15 protein-coding genes are annotated in these 17524 nt (G+C 63.7%); 3 read left to right on the forward strand and 12 right to left on the reverse strand.

What is annotated here, in order from left to right; genetic code table 11:
• Positions 1-4: 4 nt before the first annotated feature.
• The 12 genes from ftsH to hrcA all read right to left on the reverse strand — a co-directional run bounded on the left by ftsH (position 5) and on the right by hrcA (position 14323).
• Positions 5-1888, reverse strand: coding sequence for an ATP-dependent zinc metalloprotease FtsH (gene ftsH, locus C4900_RS11905; protein ID WP_114283154.1), 1884 nt, complete (start codon positions 1886-1888; stop codon positions 5-7).
• Positions 1889-1933: 45 nt separating this feature from the next.
• The gene (locus C4900_RS11910) at positions 1934-2560 is read right to left on the reverse strand and encodes an RlmE family RNA methyltransferase (protein WP_114283155.1); all 627 of its coding nucleotides are present in this window, start codon (positions 2558-2560) and stop codon (positions 1934-1936) included.
• 17 nt (positions 2561-2577) lie between these two features.
• Positions 2578-2991 (reverse strand): DUF4149 domain-containing protein, encoded by a 414-nt coding sequence (locus C4900_RS11915; RefSeq protein WP_114283156.1) that lies wholly within the window; start codon positions 2989-2991, stop codon positions 2578-2580.
• Between the two features lie 10 nt (positions 2992-3001).
• Complete coding sequence (greA, locus tag C4900_RS11920; RefSeq protein WP_065970779.1) at positions 3002-3478, reverse strand: transcription elongation factor GreA; 477 nt, start codon at positions 3476-3478, stop codon at positions 3002-3004.
• Positions 3471-6713 carry a carbamoyl-phosphate synthase large subunit gene (gene carB, locus C4900_RS11925; protein ID WP_065970781.1) on the reverse strand — a complete coding sequence of 1081 codons (3243 nt, stop codon included), beginning with the start codon at positions 6711-6713 and terminating at the stop codon, positions 3471-3473. The genes greA and carB overlap by 8 nt, the downstream gene beginning before the upstream one ends.
• Complete coding sequence (gene carA / locus C4900_RS11930; RefSeq protein WP_065970797.1) at positions 6713-7846, reverse strand: glutamine-hydrolyzing carbamoyl-phosphate synthase small subunit; 1134 nt, start codon at positions 7844-7846, stop codon at positions 6713-6715. Before carA ends, carB begins: the two co-directional genes overlap by 1 nt.
• 120 nt (positions 7847-7966) lie before the next feature.
• On the reverse strand, positions 7967-8764 hold the full coding sequence (dapB, locus tag C4900_RS11935) for a 4-hydroxy-tetrahydrodipicolinate reductase (protein ID WP_065970782.1): 798 nt from the start codon (positions 8762-8764) through the stop codon (positions 7967-7969).
• Positions 8765-8833: 69 nt separating this feature from the next.
• Positions 8834-9331, reverse strand: a complete 498-nt coding sequence (locus C4900_RS11940) for a DsrE family protein (protein WP_065970784.1) — start codon at positions 9329-9331, stop codon at positions 8834-8836.
• Positions 9332-9379: 48 nt separating this feature from the next.
• Positions 9380-10528, reverse strand: coding sequence for a molecular chaperone DnaJ (dnaJ, locus tag C4900_RS11945; RefSeq protein ID WP_211306929.1), 1149 nt, complete (start codon positions 10526-10528; stop codon positions 9380-9382).
• An 87-nt stretch (positions 10529-10615) separates the two neighbouring features.
• Positions 10616-12550 (reverse strand): molecular chaperone DnaK, encoded by a 1935-nt coding sequence (gene dnaK / locus C4900_RS11950; protein ID WP_065972229.1) that lies wholly within the window; start codon positions 12548-12550, stop codon positions 10616-10618.
• A gap of 89 nt (positions 12551-12639) precedes the next feature.
• Positions 12640-13215: a nucleotide exchange factor GrpE gene (gene grpE / locus C4900_RS11955; protein WP_083996319.1), complete on the reverse strand. Its 576-nt coding sequence runs from the start codon at positions 13213-13215 to the stop codon at positions 12640-12642.
• Between the two features lie 64 nt (positions 13216-13279).
• Positions 13280-14323, reverse strand: coding sequence for a heat-inducible transcriptional repressor HrcA (gene hrcA, locus C4900_RS11960; RefSeq protein WP_065972228.1), 1044 nt, complete (start codon positions 14321-14323; stop codon positions 13280-13282).
• 161 nt (positions 14324-14484) lie between these two features.
• Between hrcA and C4900_RS11965 the strand changes: the two genes are divergently transcribed.
• From C4900_RS11965 to C4900_RS11975, 3 genes are read left to right on the forward strand one after another with little or no spacing between them, the layout of a single operon-like run.
• A complete protein-coding gene (locus C4900_RS11965; RefSeq protein ID WP_065972227.1) occupies positions 14485-15354 on the forward strand; it encodes an NAD(+) kinase in 870 nt (289 codons plus the stop codon).
• A complete protein-coding gene (recN, locus tag C4900_RS11970; protein WP_065972226.1) occupies positions 15354-17006 on the forward strand; it encodes a DNA repair protein RecN in 1653 nt (550 codons plus the stop codon). The genes C4900_RS11965 and recN overlap by 1 nt, the downstream gene beginning before the upstream one ends.
• Positions 16999-17484, forward strand: a complete 486-nt coding sequence (locus tag C4900_RS11975; protein WP_211306930.1) for an N-acetyltransferase — start codon at positions 16999-17001, stop codon at positions 17482-17484. Before recN ends, C4900_RS11975 begins: the two co-directional genes overlap by 8 nt.
• Positions 17485-17524 lie beyond the last annotated feature (40 nt).

Here is a 17524-nt window from a genome sequence, read left to right on the forward strand (position 1 = left end):
GGCTTTACGCGCGCCCGGTCGGGGGCCTTGGGCTCACTGCTGTCGCCCCCGGGGTCGTGGTATTGCTATCGCTGAAGCCGTAGGGTGGGCGCGGCTTACGGCCTTCCATGATGTCGTTGATCTGATCCGTGTCGAGGGTCTCCCACTCGAGCAGCATGCCCGCCATCATCTCCACCTTGTCCTTGTTGGTCTCGATGATGCGCCGCGCGCGGCTGTACTGTTCGTCCACGATACGTCGTATCTCGGCATCAACGAGTTGCGCCGTGGCATCGCTCAGGTTCTTGTGGGTGGTGACATCGCGCCCGAGAAAGACCTCGCTTTGATTCTCGCCATACACACGCGTGCCGAGCCGGTCGCTCATACCCCAGCGGCTCACCATGTTGCGCGCAAGCTCGGTGGCCCGCTCGAAATCGTTCGCCGCCCCGGTGGTCATCTGATGCATGAACACCTCCTCGGCGATACGTCCGGCCATGAGTACCGCGATGGTCGACAACAGGTACTCGCGATCATGACTATAGCGATCCTCGGTGGGCAACTGCATCGTCACCCCGAGCGCCCGTCCACGGGGGATGATGGTCACCTTATGCACAGGATCGGTGTTAGGCAAAAGACGGGCGACCACGGTATGGCCCGACTCGTGGTAGGCGGTGTTGACGCGCTCCTTTTCGGGCATCACGATGGAGCGACGCTCGGCGCCCATGACGATCTTGTCCTTGGCCAGCTCGAAGTCCTGCATCTCCACCAGGCGCTTGTTGGCGCGGGCCGCGAACAGCGCCGCCTCATTCACGAGATTAGCGAGATCGGCGCCGGAGAAGCCGGGGGTACCACGCGCCAGGATACTCGGAACCACGTCATCCGAGACCGGCACCTTGCGCATATGGATACGGAGGATCTGCTCGCGCCCGCGAATATCCGGCAGCGGCACGAAGACCTGACGGTCGAACCGCCCGGGGCGTAGGAGCGCCGGGTCGAGGACATCCGGCCGGTTGGTGGCGGCGATCACGATCACGCCCTCGCTGCCCTCGAAACCATCCATCTCGACTAGCAGCTGGTTCAGGGTCTGCTCGCGCTCGTCATGACCGCCACCGAGACCCGCGCCACGCTGGCGGCCAACGGCATCGATTTCGTCTATGAAGATGATACACGGGGCATGCTTTTTGGCCTGATCGAACATGTCGCGCACGCGTGAGGCGCCCACGCCCACAAACATCTCCACGAAGTCGGAGCCGGAGATCGAAAAGAACGGCACCTTGGCCTCGCCGGCAATGGCCTTGGCGAGCAAGGTCTTACCGGTACCCGGGCTGCCAGTCATGAGCACGCCGCGCGGGATGCGTCCGCCGAGCTTCTGGAACTTGGTCGGGTCGCGCAGGAACTCGACGAGCTCCTTGACCTCTTCCTTGGCCTCTTCGACGCCGGCAACGTCCTCGAAGGTGACTTTATTGGTGTCTTCCGTCAACATGCGCGCCTTGCTCTTGCCAAAGCTCATGGCGCTGCGACCGCCCCCACCGCCCTGCATCTGGCGCATGAAGAATATCCATACCCCGACGAACAGCAGCAACGGGAACCAGTTGATGAAGATCTGCAGCAACAGGGACTGCTGCGCAGGCGGCTTGGCATCCACGCTCACACCATTGCTAAGGAGCTGGCCCACCAGTTCCGAGTCGGTCGGCGCGTAGGTCTGAAAGCGCTGGCCAGTCTTCGTGATCCCGGTGATCTCATGGCCCTTGATGACGACGCCACCCACCTGCCCCTGCTTGACATGGTTGATGAACCGCGAGAACGCGATGGACCGGACCGCCGGATGATGGTTGCCGAAGCTGTTGAAGACCGACATCAGCACTATGGCGATGATGAGCCACAGAAGCAGATTTTTCGCAAGATTATTCAAGGTGTGACCTCGTGCGCCCCAGAAGACGCGCCTGCCGCCATTCTCCTACGACTCCGGTCCCGACACAACAGGCCGTAACCCGGTACCGAGGAGGTAAACCTCGGGGCTGCGGGGGCGCGACGCAGGCGGTTTGCGCGTGGCCACCCGTTGAAAACGGTGCCGCATGTCGGCCAAAAGCTCCGGGAATCCGGCACCCTGAAAGACCTTAATAAGACAACTACCGTCGCGGGTCAAGCACGAGATGGCAAAATCGAGCGCGATCTCAGCAAGCCCCATGGAGCGCGCCTGGTCTGAGGCCTCCACACCACTAATATTGGGGGCCATGTCGGAAATTACAAGGTCTACCCGGTCCCCGAGCGCGCCGCGCACCGCCTCATAGCAATCGGGGTCGGTGAAATCCCCCTGAATGAACACCACCCCGGGCAGTGGGTCCATGGGCAAGACATCGACCGCCACGATGCGTCCCGCAGGTCCCAAGCGGCGCGCCGCGTATTGCGCAAACCCCCCGGGGGCGCTGCCGAGATCCGCAATCACCGAACCGGGACGGATGAGGTGGTCGCGGGCATCGATTTCCATGAGCTTGTAGGCCGCCCGCGAGCGGTAGCCCTCGGCCTGCGCCCGTTTCACATAGGGATCGGCGAAGTGCTCATCCATCCAACGGTTGCGGGCCATAAGGCGGTCTTAGGCCTTCACAGCGCGCGCGCCACGACCATAAGCCCCAAGACGCCCTCCGCAAGGTAGATGGTCGTGGAGACGACATGCAAGGCCATGAACGGCCCCCAGGACGGGCTCTCCGGCCCAAAATGCGGGGTGGCGCGCAACATCGCCATAATCGGCAGGATGAGCAGCGCAAAGACCCCGTCCAGCCCCCAGGCGATACGCGCCAGACGCCGCCAGCGGCCCGCCGGCACGGCACCGGCCACGATCCCGCCCAGGATGAGGCCAAGACCCTGACCGGCGACAAACAGATCACCCGCAAGCCCGCCCGCCACCGCCTGCGGTAGTCGCCAGAACAACAAAGGCACGACGCCCGCGACCGTCCACAGGCTGCCCATCCACAAGACCGCCGCGACCCGTGCAAGGCCGCCCGCGGGGGACGACACCCGCTGCGGATCAGATATAGCGGATGTCGAGGATCTCATACTGGCGAGTGCCATCCGGGACGCGTACCTCCACGATATCGCCACTCTCCTTGCCGATCAAAGCGCGCGCGATCGGGGAACTGATCGATATCTTCCCGTCCTGGATATCGGCCTCGTCGTCACCGACGATCTGATAGGTGACCTCGCGCTGCCCATCCTCTTCGAAAAGGTTGACGGTGGCACCAAATACCACCCGACCTTGGGCATTGACGGTCAAGGGATCTATGATCTGGGCATTGCCAAGCTTGGTCTCGACGTCGCTTATCCGCCCCTCGATAAAGCTTTGCTGTTCCTTGGCCGCATGGTATTCGGCGTTTTCCGACAAATCGCCGTGCGCTCGCGCCTCTGCGATCGCCTGTATGATACGCGGCCGCTCGACGGTCTTCAGACGGTGCAGCTCCTGCTTTAGCTTCTCGGCGCCGCTTACCGTGAGAGGAACTTTAATCATGCGCAATCTCCTTATGCAAGTCCTGCAAACATCGCACCTCGAACTCCTGCATGTGTCCGTGCGCCTCGCACGCCGCCCGCGCCGCCGCGAGCGTCGTATAGTTCGTTACCTTATGCTGCAAGGCCTCACGACGGATCAGATAGGAGTCGGCCATGCTTTGCTTGTCAGCTACGGTATTGACGATGATATCGATCTCGTCATTTTTGATCATGTCCACGACATGCGGCCGGCCTTCGGATACCTTGTTGACCGCGCGTACGGTGAGGCCGGATGCCTCGAGCACGGCCGCGGTGCCGCGCGTCGCCAAAAGGTCGAACCCGTGATCGGCAAAGTAGCGGGCGATCGGCACCGCAGCCGCGCGGTCCCGGTCGCGCACGCTTATGAACAACCGGCCACCGCCCGGAATGGCGGCGCCCGCCGCGATCTGCGATTTGGCGAACGCCTCGCCGAAACTTCGGCCCATGCCCATCACCTCGCCCGTCGACTTCATCTCCGGACCAAGGACGGTATCGACCCCCGGGAATTTAATGAACGGGAACACTGCCTCCTTCACCGAACAATAGGCGGGCATCACTTCCGAGACGATCCCTTGGCTTTCAAGCGAATGCCCCATCATCACACGTGCCGCGATCTTGGCAAGCGGCCGCGCCGTGGCCTTCGAGACATACGGTATGGTGCGTGATGCCCGCGGATTCACCTCGAGGACGTAGACCGCCTGATCCTTGATGGCAAACTGCACGTTCATGAGGCCGACCACATCCAGGGCCCGTGCCAACGCCACCGTCTGCCGGCGCAGTTCGTCTTGTAGCGTCTGGGAAAGCCCGAAGGGCGGTAGCGAACACGCCGAATCGCCCGAATGGACACCGGCCTCCTCGATATGTTCCATGATGCCGCCGATGATCACGCGCTGCCCATCAGCGACCGCGTCGACATCGACCTCGATGGCGTCGCTCAGGAACCGGTCGAGAAGGATGGGACTGTCGTCGGACACCCGCACCGCAATCCGCATGTAGACCTCGAGATCCTCCCGGTTATGGCAGATCTCCATGGCGCGACCGCCCAGCACATAAGACGGCCGTACCACCAGCGGATATCCGGTCTCCTCGGCCAGCATCACGGCATCGACGGCATTATGCGCAATGCGATTGGGCGGCTGGAGCAACCCAAGGTCGGCAATGAGCCTCTGGAAGCGTTCGCGATCCTCGGCGAGATCGATGGACGCCGGGCTCGTCCCCACAATCGGCGCGCCGTTTGCCGCGAGCCCTTCTGCGAGCTTCAGGGGTGTCTGGCCGCCATATTGCACGATCACGCCGGCGGGCCGCTCAAGCCCCGTGATCTCCAGCACGTCCTCGAGTGTCAGAGGCTCGAAATATAGCCGGTCCGATATGTCGTAGTCCGTGGACACCGTCTCCGGATTGCAGTTGACCATGATCGTCTGGTAACCGCTCTCGCGCAACGCCACCGAGGCGTGCACACAACAATAATCGAATTCGATGCCCTGACCGATGCGGTTCGGCCCACTGCCGAGCACGATGACCTTGGCCCGGTCCTCGGGGCTTGCCTCGCACTCCGCCTCATAGGTCGAATACATATAGGCGGTAGCCGACGCGAACTCGGCGGCGCATGAATCGACCCTCTTATAGACGGGCCGAATACCGTGCGCATGCCGGAACGCGCGCACGGTATCCTCGTCCTGCGCAAGGAGCGTGGCGATCCTGCGGTCGGAGAATCCCCGGCGTTTCCAGTCGCGCATGCGCGGCCCGTCGGCCTCGACCAGCGCGCCCGACGCCCCACACCGCTCGATCTCATCCTCGGCAATGACGATCTCGGCGATCTGGGCCACGAACCACGGATCGATGTGCGTCAAATCATGTACTTCCTCGACCGTAAAGCCGGCGCGCAGGGCATCGGCCACATACCACAGGCGCTCCGCCCCAGGAACCTTCAACTCCTGCACCAGGCGATCACGTATGGTTTTCTGGTCACCCGTGCGGTCGATGCGCGACTCGAACCCGTAACTGCCGATCTCCAGGCTGCGCATGGCCTTCTGCAGGGACTCCTGGAAGGTACGCCCGATCGCCATGGCCTCGCCCACCGACTTCATCTGGGTGGTCAGGGTCGGGTCGGCCTTGGGGAATTTCTCGAAGGTAAAGCGCGGGATCTTCGTCACCACGTAGTCGATGCTAGGCTCGAATGAAGCCGGTGTGGCCTTGCCTGTGATCTCGTTGCGCAGCTCATCGAGCGTATAGCCTATGGCGAGCTTGGTGGCGATCTTGGCGATGGGAAAGCCCGTGGCCTTCGAGGCGAGTGCCGATGACCGCGACACGCGCGGATTCATCTCGATGACGATCATCTGCCCGGTCTTGGGATTGATCGCGAACTGAACATTCGATCCGCCGGTCTCCACACCGATCTCACGCAAGACCGCGATGCTGGCATCGCGCATCCGCTGGTATTCTTTGTCCGTGAGGGTCTGCGCCGGGGCCACGGTGATGGAATCGCCGGTATGCACACCCATGGGGTCGACGTTCTCGATCGCGCAGACGATGATGCAGTTGTCCAGGCGATCACGCACGACCTCCATCTCGAACTCCTTCCAGCCGATGATGGACTCCTCGATGAGCAGTTCGCGGGTCGGCGAGGCATCCAGGCCACGCTCGCAGAGCTGCACGAACTCCTCGCGGTTGTAGGCGATGCCGCCGCCACTGCCGCCCAGCGTAAACGACGGGCGAATGATCGCCGGGAAACCCACCAGGGCATGCACCTGCAGGGCCTCCTCGAGGCTGTGGGCGATGGCCCCCTTGGCAACCCCGAGACCGATGGACTCCATCGCCTTCTTGAAGAGTTCGCGATCCTCGGCCTTGTCGATGGCCGCCTTGGAGGCGCCGATCATGCGCACGCCGTAACGCTCCAGGACCCCCTCGCGATCCAGATCAAGCGCGCAGTTCAGCGCCGTCTGCCCGCCCATGGTCGGCAACAGCGCATCCGGGCGCTCCTTGGCGATGATGCGCTCCACCACCCGCCAATTGATCGGTTCGATGTAGGTGGCGTCGGCGAGATCGGGATCGGTCATGATGGTCGCCGGGTTCGAGTTCACGAGGATGACGCGCAGCCCTTCTTCCTTGAGCGCCCGGCAGGCCTGAGTACCCGAATAATCGAACTCGCAGCCCTGACCGATGACGATCGGTCCGGCCCCTATGATGAGAACGCTCTTGATGTCGTCGCGCCTTGGCATCAGGACCTCGTAACCCCGTTTTGCGCCGCATCCATGAGCGCCGTGAATCGCGCAAAGAGCGGCCAGACGTCATGGGGCCCGGGGCTCGCCTCGGGGTGCCCCTGAAAGGAAAACACCGGTCGATCGGTATGGATCAATCCTTGGACAGAGCCATCGAACAGCGAGCGGTGTGTCACGCGCAGGCAGCCGGGCAGGCTCATCTCGTCGACGGCGAAACCATGATTCTGGCTCGTGATCAAGACGCGCCCGGAGTCAATATCGAGAACCGGGTGATTGGCGCCATGATGGCCAAACTTCATCTTCACGGTGCGCCCGCCCAGGGCCAGTCCCAGCAGCTGGTGACCGAGACAGATCCCGAAAAGCGGCACACCCGAGGCCACGAGCTCCTGTGTGGCGTCGATGGCATAGCCACAGGCCTTGGGATCGCCCGGCCCGTTCGAGAGAAACACACCGTCGGGCCGCAAGGCGAGCACCTGCGCGGCCGGGGTCTGCGCCGGCACCACCGTGACCCGGCAACCGGCGTGCGCCAGACTGCGCAGGATATTGCGCTTGACCCCGAAATCATAAGCCACCACGTGGTAGCGTGCCGGCGGGGCCTCTGTCTCCCACAGCCCCTCCCCCCAGACATAGGACCGCGGCGTTGACACGACCTTGGCGAGATCGAGCCCGTCGAGCCCAGGGAAGGCGCGCGCCAAAGCCACCGCCGCCGCCACATCACCGGCCCTTTCGCCGGCCACTATGACGGCATTCTGCGCACCCTTCTCGCGCAGCCGGCGTGTGAGCGCGCGCGTGTCGATACCGGCTATGGCCACCACTTTGCGATCTTGCAGAAAGCCCCTCAGGTCTCCCGTCGCGCGGAAATTGCTGTAGCGGACCGGCGCATCGCGCACGACAAGCCCGGCGGCGTGGATGACCGCCGCCTCCATGTCGTCGTCGTTGACGCCGGTGTTTCCGATGTGCGGGTAGGTCAGCGTGACGATCTGGCCGGCATACGAAGGATCCGAGAGGATCTCCTGGTAGCCGGTCAGGGCGGTATTGAACACGAGCTCGCCCTGGGAAGCCCCTGCGGCCCCTATGGACTCCCCGACGAACACTGTGCCGTCGGCGAGAGCAAGCAATGCCAGTTGCGCCACGGTACCTCCCGCCTCAGGGTTTACATACAAAAGCGGGAGCCGCTCTTCGCCGCTCCCGCCCGGAAAACGAGTCATTCACAAGGGTTTGCGGCGAGATTGTAACGAAATGGCCGCGTGAAATCAACGCAGGCCGAGCACGTCCTGCATGTCATAGACACCGTGGGGACGGCCCATCAGAAAGCGCGCGGCGCGCACGGCGCCATCGGCGAACACCTCGCGGCTATCGGCGATATGGGCGATCTCGAGGCGCTCCGAAGGCAGCGCCAGGTACACACGATGCTCGCCCACGATTTCCCCGGCACGGATGGTCGCAAAACCTATACTGCCCGGAGCCCGCGGCGCGCGCTCGTGGTGACGGTCGTACACGGCCACATCCGCCAGGCGCTGGCCTCGGGCGGCGGCTGCCACTTCCCCCAGACGCAGCGCCGTCCCCGACGGGGCATCGATCTTGTGGCGGTGATGGGCCTCCAGGATCTCGATATCGGCATCGGGCAGGGCGCGGGCGGCGATCTCCAGCACATGCAGGGCGAGGTTTACGCCCACGCTCATATTGGCGGCCACCACAAAGCGGCCTTTGTCGGCCAACGCCCGCAGTCGTTCGCTGGCCGCCCCCGAAAGCCCGGTGGTGCCGATGACCGCGCCCTTGCCGAGCCGCGCGCAGATTTCCGCATAATGCGTACTCGCCTCAGGGGCCGTGAAATCGATCAGGACATCACAGCCGGCGATCACCTCTTCGGGCACATCCGATACCGGCACCCCGAACGGCGCGCCGCCGATGAGGGCCGCCGCATCCCGTCCGCAGGCGTCGTCACCGGCACGCACGAGCGCCCCGGAGAGACACGCATCGGCCTGCCCGCGCAAGGCCGCGAGCACCGCCCGACCCATGCGGCCGGTGGCGCCTGCCACGGCAATCCTCATGATCTCCCCTTAAAAAGCCGGTCCACCCGCCAACCCATCGCACACCGAGCCGAAATCCGTCGCGCGGCGCTACCAGGCAATATAGGCGTAACCCTTATGCTGGAGCTCCATCAGGTCCGCGGCCCCCATGGGCACATAGGTGGCGAGCGGCAGCAACGCCGATTTCGTCAATTTCAATGTCCGTAGGGTATTGCCGCAGCCGTGAAACTCTACACCGTAGTCATGAAGGCTCGCCACCCCGGCGCGGATGCCTCTTGCCACCGGCCGGACGGGTTTTTTCAAGACCACGCTGATGCCTTCGGCAAAGCAGGTTACCACGATGTGGATCGAGTTCCCATAACGCCGCAGCAAGGCCTGTACCGACGACAGGATATGCTGCTGATAGCCGTGATCCGCCTGGTTCAGCTGGTAGACGATATGATGGGTGGCCTTCTGGCCCGGAAATGTCAGATCGAGGCTGTCTGCAGAACCGGCAAAGGCGGCACCCGATCCCATGGCCGCAGCCACGCCGCCGGCGGCGACAATAACGCGCCGACGCGATGGATTGAACGTGCGTTTGTCCCCCATAGCGAACCCTCGTTGCGGTAATGGTTGAGAGACGACCGCCGTCTGCTTTTATTCCCCGGAACTGCGCGCCTTGGGCTCAAAGAAGCCCCGCAGCTTGTCGAGCCATGAGTGCTCGACCGGGTTGTGGCGCTCCCCACCCTCGCGTATCGAGGCGTCAAAGGCCTCGAGCAATTCGCGCTGGGCGCGCGTCAGCTTGACCGGCGTCTCCACCGTTATCTGACAGAAGAGGTCGCCGACATGACCGGTGCGGACATTCTTGACCCCCTTGCCGCGCACGCGAAAGACCTTATCGGTCTGCGTCTCCGGCGGGATCTTCAAGGTCATGCGCCCGTCCAGGCTCGGGATCTCGATCTCGCCGCCCAGGACCACGATCCCAAAGCGCACCGGCACCTTACAATAAAGGTCATCCTGTTCCCGGCGGAAAAAGGCGTGCGGCTTCAGCTTGATCTGTACGTAGAGGTCGCCTGCCGGACCCCCGTTCTCGCCGGCATCCCCCTGTCCGCTCACGCGGATCTGGTCACCCTCATCGACACCCGCTGGAATCGTCACCGACAGGGTCTTGGCGCGTCGCGTACGGCCCTCGCCACGACACTCGACGCACGGCTGACTGATGGTCCGCCCGCTCCCGCGACAATTGGGACAGGTCTGCTGGATCGAAAAGAAGCCTTGCTGTAAACGCACCTGCCCATGACCGCCACATGTCGGACAGGTCACCGGCACACTCCCGGCGCGGGCCCCGGACCCTTTGCACAGATCGCAGGTCGCCATCGTCGGGACACGGATACGGGCCTCGGTGCCGAAAACCGCATCCTCCAGGGACAGATCCAGGGTGAAACGTACATCGGCCCCACGGTAGACTTGGCTGCCGCGACGACCGCCACCCCCGCCGAAGATATCCCCAAAGACATTATCGAAGATGTCGGCAAAGCCCCCGGCCCCGAACGGCCCGCCCCCCGGCATCCCGCCACCCTGCACGCCGGCATGGCCGAACTGGTCATAAACCGCGCGCTTTTGCGGGTCACTCAAGACCTCGTAGGCCTCCTGGCACTCCTTGAAGACGGCCTCGGCGCTCTTGTCGTCGGGATTGCGGTCGGGATGGTACTTCATCGCCATGCGGCGATAGGCCTTCTTGATCTCGGTGTCGTCCGCCCCGCGGGTCACACCGAGAACCTCATAATAATCGCGTCGCGTCGTCATAACCCCGTACTGCCGCAAAACCCCGACCATAGAAGAAAAAAGGCACGGGCGTCAACAGCGCCCGCGCCCCCGTCCTCTTTCAAGGCCTCACTTTTCGCGGCGATTCTCATTCACTTCTTCGAACTCGGCGTCGACGACATTGTCGCCGCCGGCCTGGGTCCCGCCCGCCTGTTCGGCGCCGCCCCCCGGCGAACTACCCGCCTGGGCTTGGGCATACATCTGCTCGGTCAACTTGTGACTCGCCTGACTTAAGGCCTCGGTCTTGGAGGCGATCTCAGCCTTGTCGTCGCCCTTGACCGCCGCCTCCAGATCCCGCATGGCCGCCTCGATCGCGCCCTTGTCGGCCGCGCCCACCTTATCGCCCAAATCCTGCAAGGACTTGCGCGTACTATGCAGGAGCGCCTCGGCCTGATTGCGGGCATCCACCAGCTCATGGGCGCGACGATCCTCCTCGGCATGCGCCTCGGCGTCCTGCACCATGCGTTGGATCTCGGCCTCGCTCAAACCCGAACTCGACTTGATGACGATCCGGTTCTCCTTGCCCGTCGCCTTGTCGCGCGCCGACACATGCAGGATGCCGTTGGCGTCGATATCGAAGGTCACCTCGATCTGCGGAACGCCACGCGGTGCCGGCGGTATATCGGTGAGATCGAAACGCCCCAGCGACTTGTTGCCGGCCGCCATCTCGCGCTCGCCCTGCAGGACATGTACGGTAACCGCCGTCTGGTTGTCCTCGGCAGTCGAGAACACCTGCGCAGCCTTGGTCGGTATCGTCGTATTCTTTTGGATGAGCTTGGTCATGACGCCGCCCATGGTCTCGATACCCAGAGACAAGGGGGTCACATCCAACAGCAAGACATCCTTGACGTCCCCTGCCAGCACGCCGCCCTGGACGGCCGCACCGATCGCCACCGCCTCGTCCGGATTCACGTCCTTGCGCGGATCCTTCCCGAAGAAATCCCGCACCGCCTCCTGCACCTTCGGCATGCGCGTCTGGCCGCCGACGAGGATCACATCGTCGACCTCGGTGACCTTCAGGCCGGCGTCCTTTAAGGCGATCTTGCAGGGCTCGATCGTCCGCCGAATCAGATCCTCCACCAGACTCTCCAGCTTGGCGCGCGTGATCTTGACGTTCAAATGCTTCGGTCCGCTCGCATCGGCCGTGATATATGGCAGATTGACATCCGTCTGAGTGCGCGAAGACAACTCGATTTTGGCCTTTTCCGCGGCATCCTTCAGGCGTTGCAGCGCCAGGGGATCTTTATGCAGATCGATGCCCGAGTCCTTCTTGAACTCCTCGGCCAGATAATCGATCAACCGCAGATCGAAATCCTCGCCCCCAAGGAAGGTGTCGCCGTTCGTCGACAACACCTCGAACTGATGTTCGCCATCGACCTCCGCGATCTCGATGATGGAGATATCAAAGGTGCCGCCACCCAGATCGTAGACGGCGATCTTGCGATCGCCCTCCTTCTTGTCGAGACCGAAGGCCAGGGCGGCCGCGGTCGGCTCATTGATGATGCGCTTGACGTTCAGCCCGGCGATGCGCCCGGCATCCTTGGTGGCCTGTCGTTGCGCATCATTGAAATAGGCCGGGACGGTGATGACGGCTTCGGTCACCTCCTCGCCCAGATAATCCTCGGCGGTCTTTTTCATCTTCTGAAGGACGCGCGCCGATACCTCCGGAGGCGCCATCTGCTTGCCGTTCACCTCGACCCACGCGTCACCGTTCTTGGCGCGCACGATCTTGTAGGCCACCATCTTGATGTCACGCTGCACGATCTCATCTTCGAACTTGCGGCCCACAAGACGCTTGACCGCATAGAGCGTGTTCTGGGGGTTGGTGACCGCCTGGCGCTTGGCCGACTGCCCGACCAGGATCTCGCCTTCGTTGGTATAGGCGACGATCGAGGGCGTAGTGCGATCTCCTTCGCTGTTCTCGATAACGCGCGGCTTTCCGCCCTCGATGACGGCCACGCACGAATTCGTGGTTCCCAAGTCGATCCCGATAATCTTTGCCATCGCTTTTGTCCTCTTACTCCCGCTAGGGAATATGGATAGTTGTAAGGCCGCTGGTCTCCAGATGGGGGCCCCAGGGCGTTTTTCAAGGGTCAGGACTTGGACTTGGCGACCACCACCAGGGCCGGCCTCAAAAGCCTGTCGTTCAACAAGAACCCCTTTTGCACGACCTCCACGACGTGGTTGGCCGGCACATCCTCGCTCTCGACCATGGACATGGCCTGATGCTGATCCGGATTGAATCGCGCCCCGGCGGGGTCGATCGCCGTGATCGCAAACTTCTCAAGCACCGAATCCATCAGCTGCAAGGTCAGATCCACACCGGCAAAAAGCGCCTCCAGGGCCTGTCCGGCGGTATCACGATCCACGGCGCGGGCGCGCTCGAGACTGTCGCGCACCGGTAAAAGCTCGGTCGCGAAGCGCTCCAGGGCGAACTTGCGCGCGGTCGCGGCGTCCTGCTCGGCGCGCCGCCTGGTGTTCTCGGCCTCCGCAGCGACCCGCAAAAGCCGTTCGCGGTTCTCGGCGAGCTCGGCGCGGGCCTTCTCGAGCTCGGCTGCCAGTGCCGCCGGGTCGTCGGCCGCGGGCGCCGCTTGCGGCTCCTCACGCGCCGGTGTCTTGGTCTCGGTCCCGGACTCCTTGTCGCCCGTCATTGTATCGTTGTCCGCCATCACCTGCTCCGTCATGAATTCACCAGCGGCATGTGGGGATCGCGCCGCGGCAAATCAAGCGTGTCTAACCCGGGGCGCCGTGACTCAAGGCCCCGCTTAATAGGCGCGCGGTGACATCGACCACCGAGATCACGCGGTCGTAAGACATACGCGTCGGCCCGACCACCCCCACAGTCCCGACGATCTGACCATCGACCTCATAGGGCGCGGTCACGACGCTGCACGACTCCAGGGCCTCGTAACCGGATTCCGCGCCAATGAAGATCTGCACCCCCTGTGAGACCATGCTCTGATCGAGCAGGTGCAGGAGATCCTGCTTGGCGGTGAACGCCTCGAACAGACGACGCAGCTTCTCGGTATTGCTGAGCTCGGGAAAGGCCAAAAGATTGGTCTCGCCGCTTACAAAAAGCGGCGCCTCGCTCATCGCCTCCCCGGCAAACACCTGATGGGCCATCTCCACCGCCGAGCGCAGAATCTGTTGCATGTCCTCGCTGTCGCGCCGCAAGGCCTCCACCAGGCTGCGCCGGACCTCATCGAGGGACAGGCCGGCGTAGGCGCCGTTGAAGATATTGGCGGCTTGTTGCAGTTCCGAGGCCGAATACGACCGTTTGGGGTGTATGACCCTGTTTAGGACCTGACCATCCTGCGTCACCAGGATGACGAGCACTCGGGTAGGCGACAGTGACAGGAAATCGAGCTGCAGAAAACCGGCATCGACGCGCCGCGGCACGCGTACGATCCCGGCAAGCTTGGTAACCTGCGAGAGCAGGCCGGACACCGACTCGATGAGCTGCTGCGGGTCCTGATCCGCCAGGAACCGGTCCTCGATCGAGGCCGTGTCCAGGGTCTTCGGCGGCTTGACCGCGAGCAGGGTGTTCACAAAAAAGCGATACCCGCGCTCGGTTGGTACGCGTCCGGCCGAGGTGTGGGGCGAACGGATGAGACCGAACTCCTCAAGGTCGGACATGATGTTGCGCACGGTCGCCGGGCTGAACTCCAGCCCGGCCTGCTTCACCAATGTCCGGGAGCCGACGGGCTGACCTTCGGCTATATACTGTTCGATAAGCGCCTTGAGGAGCCGTTCGGCACGAGGCGTTAACGACACCATAAGCTATACCCCCTCTTAGCACTCCGACTTTCCGAGTGCCAAGGGCACGCTACCAATAGGCGCCCTGGGTGTCAACAGACGGATGCACGGTGGTTGCAGAGCGCCCCTCTCTGGCCGCCCAAAGGGACCCATGCTAGTGTTGTGACCATGAGGGATTGGCGATGAAGGCGGTGATGACGCGCGTCGGTTTGTTCGGTAAATACGGTGACCGGGGCGGACGCGAACTGCTGCAACGCCTGTATGCGCTCCTGGAGGCCCGGGCGCTGGAGATCACCGTCGAGGAGGATACCGCCGCCGCACTTGATCTCGCGGGCGTAACCACCTGCCCGCTCGACCGCATCGGGGAGACGATCGATCTTGCCATCGTGCTCGGCGGCGACGGCACACTGCTTGGTGTCGCACGCACGCTCGCACCCCATCACGTCCCGATGATAGGCGTCAATGCTGGGCGCCTGGGTTTTCTTGCCGACGTATCCACCGACAACATCGGCATGATCAACCACATCCTAGACGGCCACTACCAGGCCGAGGAACGCTTTCTGCTGGCCGCGACCATCGTCCGCGACGGGCAGACGCTCGTAGAACGCCTGGCGCTGAACGACGCGGTAGTGAACAAGGGCGAGCTCGCCCGCCTCATCGAGTTCGAGACCTATGTCGACGGGCAGCTCGTGAGCGGCTCGCGCGCCGATGGCGTGATCATCGCCACCCCGACCGGCTCCACGGCCTACGCCATGTCCGCAGGCGGGCCCATCCTGCACCCGACACTGGCGGCCATCGTGCTCGTACCGATCTGTCCGCAGACCTTGAGCAACCGGCCGATCGTGGTGCATAGCGGCTGCCGCATCGAGATCGTGCTCGTAAGCGATCAGAGCGCCCATGTGACCTTCGACGGGCAATCGAACTTCGGTGTCCGGAACGGCGACCGCCTTATCGTCTGCCGCTCCGAGACCCCCCTGACCCTGCTGCACCCGGAAGGTCGCAACCACTACGAGGTCTTGCGCCAGAAACTGCACTGGGGTCGAAGGGTGTGATGCTCTCCGAGCTTCTGATCCGATCGTTCGTGGTCATAGACGAGTTGCGCATACCGCTCGGGCCCGGGCTTTCGGTCGTGACCGGCGAAACGGGCGCCGGCAAGTCCCTGCTCGTGGATGCCCTGGGACTTGTGCTCGGCTCGCGCGCGGACGCCGGGGTCATCAGGGCCGGGGCCGATACCGCCGAGGTCATCGCCACTTTCGATCTCACGCCGGACAGCCCGGCGCACGCATGGCTCGCCGAGCGCGACCTCACAGCCGATACCGATCAGTGCATCGTGCGCCGGGTCGTCGCGCCAGACCGGTCGCGCGCCTTCATCAACGCCACCCCCGTCCCCCTGCAACTGCTGCGCGAACTGGGCGAGCGGCTGCTCGATCTTCACGGACAACACGAACACCAGGCGCTCATGCGCCGGGACGTGCAACGCAGCCTCCTCGATGCCTATGCGGGCGCCGGGCACGAGGCCCAGGCGCTGGCCAGCGTGGTGACCGCGCTGGCGGCCTTGCGGGCCCGCCATCGCGCCTTGCAGGAAGCGGCCGAACAGCGCGCCGCCCGGGCCTCGCTGGTGCGTTACCAGCTCGACGAGCTCGAGGGCCTACGTCCACAGGCCGGTGAATGGCAAGACCTGAATACCACGGAGCGCCGCCTGGCCCATGCCCAGGAGCTCATGTCGGGCATCAGCGGTCTGGTGGCGCTGCTAAGCGAGGGAGACGACGCGCTATCCTCGGCGCTTGAAAAGGCCATGAGCACCCTGCGGCAACTCTTACGCCATGAACCACGACTCGCCGAGGTCGAGGGCCTGCTGGCAAGCGCCGGGGTCGAGATCAGTGAAGCGGCGATCGCCCTGAATCGTATCGCCGGCGATCTCGAAAGCGAGCCTCTGGATCTCCCGGCGCTCGAGGCCCGGGTGGCCCACTGGCATGATCTGGCGCGCAAACATCGTGTCCCCCCGGAGGAACTGCCGGAACTCTGGGGGCGGCTGGCGGCAGAGCATGAGTCGCTGCAAGGTGATGGGGACGCGATTGCCGAACTCGCCCGGGAGATCGCCGGACGCGAACACGAGGCTGCGGGCCTGGCCCAGGCCTTAAGCGCCAAACGCGCTGCGGCCTCGCCGGCACTCGCGCAAGCCGTCACCGAAGAGATGGGGCGCCTGGGACTTGGATCGGCGCGCCTACAGGCGGCCCTGACGCCGGAAGCGCTGTCAGTCAATGGCTGCGAGGCCGTCGAGTTCCTGGTAAGCCCGGCCCCCGATGCACCCTTCAAACCGCTCGCCAAGATCGCCTCGGGCGGCGAACTCTCGCGCATCAGTCTCGCCCTGCAGGTGGTTCTTGCCGACGTATGCGCAGGCCCGACGCTGATATTCGATGAGGTCGACGTCGGCATCGGTGGCGCCGTCGCCGAGATCGTGGGCCTGCGACTTCACGAACTCGCCAAGACCCGCCAAGTCCTGTGCATCACCCACCTCCCGCAGGTGGCCGCGCAGGGCGACACCCACCTGCTCGTGGAAAAGGGCGAGACTGGGGGGCGGACCATAAGCTCGGTCGAAGTCCTGACACAGGCGCGGCGCATCGAGGAGATCGCACGCATGCTGGGGGGGATCGCCGTGAGCGCCCGCACCCGCGCCCTGGCGCGAGACATGCTCCGTGGATAAGGGAATGGCGGCCCCCAAGGTGCGGCCGGCGCGCATCGCCGACGTCCCGCTCATCCACCACTTCCTTGAGCTTTATGCGACCAAGGGCAACCTACTGCCACGCACCATGAACGAGATCTATCGCCACCTGCGCGATTTTTTTGTGATCGAGGTCGATGAGCGGGTGGTGGCGATCGGGGCACTCGAGATCTTTACGGAGGACTTGGGCGAAGTCCGAAGCCTGGTCGTGGCCGAGGAATATGAGCGTCGGGGTCTCGGGCGCCTCATGGTCCAGCGCATCATCGCCGAGGCCCGACAACTGGGCCTGCGCCGACTCATGGCCCTGACCTATGTCCCGGCCTTCTTTCACAAGCTTGGTTTCGTCACCGTGGCCATGGACACACTGCCCGAGAAGGTCTGGAACGTGTGTGTGAAATGCTACAAGTACAACCGCTGCGACGAGACCGCGGTGCTCTTGAACCTCGGCCGTCATTCCTAGCGCCAAGGGGCACGTAAATATACGATTGTAGAGCCGCGAC

It is taken from the genome of Acidiferrobacter thiooxydans, assembly GCF_003333315.1.
GTDB lineage: Bacteria > Pseudomonadota > Gammaproteobacteria > Acidiferrobacterales > Acidiferrobacteraceae > Acidiferrobacter > Acidiferrobacter thiooxydans.